Annotated in this window: 4 protein-coding genes; 1 reads left to right on the top strand and 3 read right to left on the bottom strand. The window is 71.3% G+C overall.

The genetic code is table 11. The features are described from left to right. A partial coding sequence (locus tag FUT87_RS21445; RefSeq protein ID WP_186830681.1) for an NAD(P)/FAD-dependent oxidoreductase occupies nt 1-591 on the bottom strand: 591 nt, incomplete at its 3' end. A 133-nt stretch (nt 592-724) separates the two neighbouring features. Between FUT87_RS21445 and FUT87_RS21440 the strand changes: the two genes are divergently transcribed. Further along, entirely contained in the window at nt 725-1,345 is a 621-nt protein-coding gene (locus tag FUT87_RS21440; protein ID WP_404935427.1) for a helix-turn-helix transcriptional regulator, read from the top strand. A 40-nt stretch (nt 1,346-1,385) separates the two neighbouring features. Here the strand turns inward: FUT87_RS21440 and FUT87_RS21435 are convergent, their stop codons facing one another. Further along, the gene (locus tag FUT87_RS21435) at nt 1,386-2,489 is read right to left on the bottom strand and encodes an acyltransferase (RefSeq protein ID WP_147242328.1); all 1,104 of its coding nucleotides are present in this window, start codon (nt 2,487-2,489) and stop codon (nt 1,386-1,388) included. A 256-nt stretch (nt 2,490-2,745) separates the two neighbouring features. Continuing rightward, nucleotides 2,746-2,925, bottom strand: a 180-nt coding sequence (locus FUT87_RS29155; RefSeq protein ID WP_186830680.1) for a hypothetical protein, incomplete at its 5' end; no start/stop codon positions are given.

Here is a 2,925-nt window from a genome sequence, read left to right as displayed (position 1 = left end):
CGGATCGATGCGGCGGAACTCGTCACGCAGCGTGTGGCGGGCGATCTCGGCCAGCGTGCCGGCCATCTCCACGCCGGTGGGCCCGCCGCCGATGACGACGAAGTTGAGCCAGGGCGCGCGGTCGGCGGGATCAGGCAGGGTCTCGGCGCGTTCGAAGGCGCTCAGCAATCGCGCGCGCAGCTGGAAGGCGTCGGCCAGCGTCTTGAGGCCCGGCGCATGGGCCTGCCACTGGTCGTTGCCGAAGTAGCTGTGCGTCGCGCCGGCGGCGGCGATCAGGTGGTCGTAGCGCAGGCGCTGGCCGTCGCCGAGCACGACCTCGCGGGCCTGGACATCGATGGTGTCGACCTCGGCCATCAGCACCGTGAGGTTGCGCTGGTGGCGTCGCATGTGCCGGATCGGCGATGCGATCGACGGCGCGGTGAGGCCGGCCGTCGCGACCTGGTACAGCAGCGGCTGGAACAGGTGGTGGTTGCTGCGGTCGATCAAGGTGATGCGGACCGGGGCACCGTCGAGGACCTTGGTGGCCTCCAGGCCACCGAACCCGCAACCAATGATCACGACATGGGGAAGCGCAACATGTGGGTCAGCCATGCGGCACATCGTAGCGGGGATGACGACTCGGATAGGTGGGGCCCATCGCTGACAATGGTGGGATGCGCCGCGCCGACCGCCTGTTCCAGATCGTCCAACTCATCCGTGGGCGCGTCTCACGACGGCCGAGTTCCTGTCCCAGCGGCTGGAGGTCTCGATCCGCACCGTCTATCGCGACGTGGCCGCGCTGCAGCAGCAGGGCGTACCGATCGATGGCGAGGCGGGCGTCGGTTATCGGATGCGGGTCGGCTTCGAACTGCCGCCGCTGATGTTCAGCGCCGAGGAAGCCCAATCGCTGGTCGCCGCGGTGCGGCTGGCCCAGCCGCAGCTCGACGCCGTGCTCGGGCAGCGCGCCGAGGAGGCGCTCGGCAAGATCTTCGCGGTGCTGCCCGGCTCGGCGCGCGCCGCCGCGGAGAGCCTCACCGTCTACGCGCCGCAGCGCGGCCTGGACAACGCCACCCGCGAGCGCCTGACGCAGCTGCGCCTGGCCACCGAGTCCCGCACCAAGCTGCGGCTGCACTACCTCGACCTGAGCGAGCAGACCAGCTCCCGCGTCGTGCGGCCGCTGGCCTGCTTCTTCTGGGGACCGGTGTGGACCTTCTCGGCCTGGTGCGAGCTGCGCGAGGACTTCCGCAGCTTCCGCGTCGACCGGGTGCAGCAGCTGGAACTGCTGGAGGAGCGTTTCCGCGACGAACCGGGCAAGACGCTCGCCGACCTGCAACGGCGCGAGAACGCGCGCGAGAACTGGGCCTAGCGGACGTCGGGCCTGCCGCGCCCGGACGCGACGAACGCCCTCAGCGCAGCGCGACGCCCTGCGGCAGCGCCGCGGCGCGCGGCCGCCAGCGCAGCAGCGGCGCCTCGATCCAGCGATGGAAAGGCACCGCCGCCATGTTGCTCAGCAGCCAGGCCGCCAGCAGCGCGAGCGGCGCGAGCGGCGCGAGCGCGTCCAGCATCAGGGCAGGGCTCTCGGCGCGGTGCTCGTAGATCGCGTTCACCAGCAGGCAGACCGGGAAGTGCACCAGGAAGAGCGCGTAGGCATGGCGCGCCAGCGTCTGCACCGGCGCCTGGCCGTGCCGCTGGAACCACGCCGGCAGCGTGCCGCGGTGCCACAGCGCGATGACCGCCGCCGGTCGCGCGGCCATGCGGCGGTCCAGCGGATCGCCCCCGGACGCGGAGACAGCCATCAAGCCGCCCAGCGCCAGCAGCCCGGCGCGGCGCGCCCGCGGCGTCCAGCCCTGGCACCAGCAGAGCAGCACGCCCAGGCCATAGGCGCCGAAGAAGTAGATGGCACAGGCGTCCAGCTCGGCCATCCGGTTGAACTGGAGCAGCGACGCCGCGCACAGGGCACCGACCAGCGCCAGCGCGAGCTCCTGGCGTCTGGCGCCGGGCAGCGGCAGGCAGCGCAGGCCCCACATCACCAGCAGCAGCAGCGCGAAGAGCTGGAAGTCGATCGCCACGTACCAGGCGCCGACGGTGAGCGCCTCGACCGGCAGCAGGTCCTGCAGCAGCAGCGCATGGGCCAGGATCTGCGCCAGTTCCACCTGTTCCGGCACCAGGTCCGGCAGCAGGGGCGCCACCAGCCAGGAACTCAGCAACGTCAGCCCGACGGCGGCCATGAACGGCGGCACCAGGCGCCAGTAGCGCTGGGCCAGCAGCGCCGGCGCCGAGCGGCGCAGCTGCGGCTCCTGCGCCGCGAGCGCCCGCGCGCTCAGGTAGCCGCCCAGCACCAGGAAGACCTGCACCGCCATGCGCCCGTAGTCGTAGAGCCAGCCGGTCAGCAGCGGGAACAGCCGGTGCATGGCTTCCGCGATCGGTCCGTAGACCGACAGGTGATGCAACACGATCAGTTGCGCGGCGGTGGCGCGCAGCGCGTCCAGCGGGAACAGGCGAGAGGCCATCGGGAATCGGGAATCGGCGGAAAGCAGTCGCCGACGAGCCTGGGTCTCGCTCGGCGCAAAAACGAAGCGGCCACCGCGAGGTGGCCGTTGAGGCGCCAATTCTATAAGCAAATCAACGAGTTACATCGAGTTCGTTTGCATCACGCCCGGCGCACCGCCGCATGACAGCGGACTCACATCAGACCAACGCCACGCTCACGTCACGCTCACATTCCGCTCACGACGACCGCCACGTCGCCATGAGGAGGCCGGGCGCTCACCGCTTGGCGCGCGGGCCGCGCGCACGGGGCTTGGGCGGCGGGAACAAGGTGCCGTTGAATATCGCGGCGAACCAGCCCAGGTACCAGTCGACGAGGCGCTGCGGCCAGGGCTTGGGCGGCGCCTTCACCGGCCGCGGGCGGTCGGACGGATGGCGGCGCTCGACGGCGGCGGCGAT

The organism is Mitsuaria sp. TWR114 (assembly GCF_007997345.1).
This window is presented reverse-complemented; position numbering and strand designations above follow the sequence as displayed.

Bases quoted from the DNA above. Each gene is read 5' to 3' on its own strand.
- FUT87_RS21435 (WP_147242328.1), bottom strand. From the start codon at position 2,489: ATGGCCTCTCGCCTGTTCCCGCTGGACGCGCTGCGCGCCACCGCCGCG.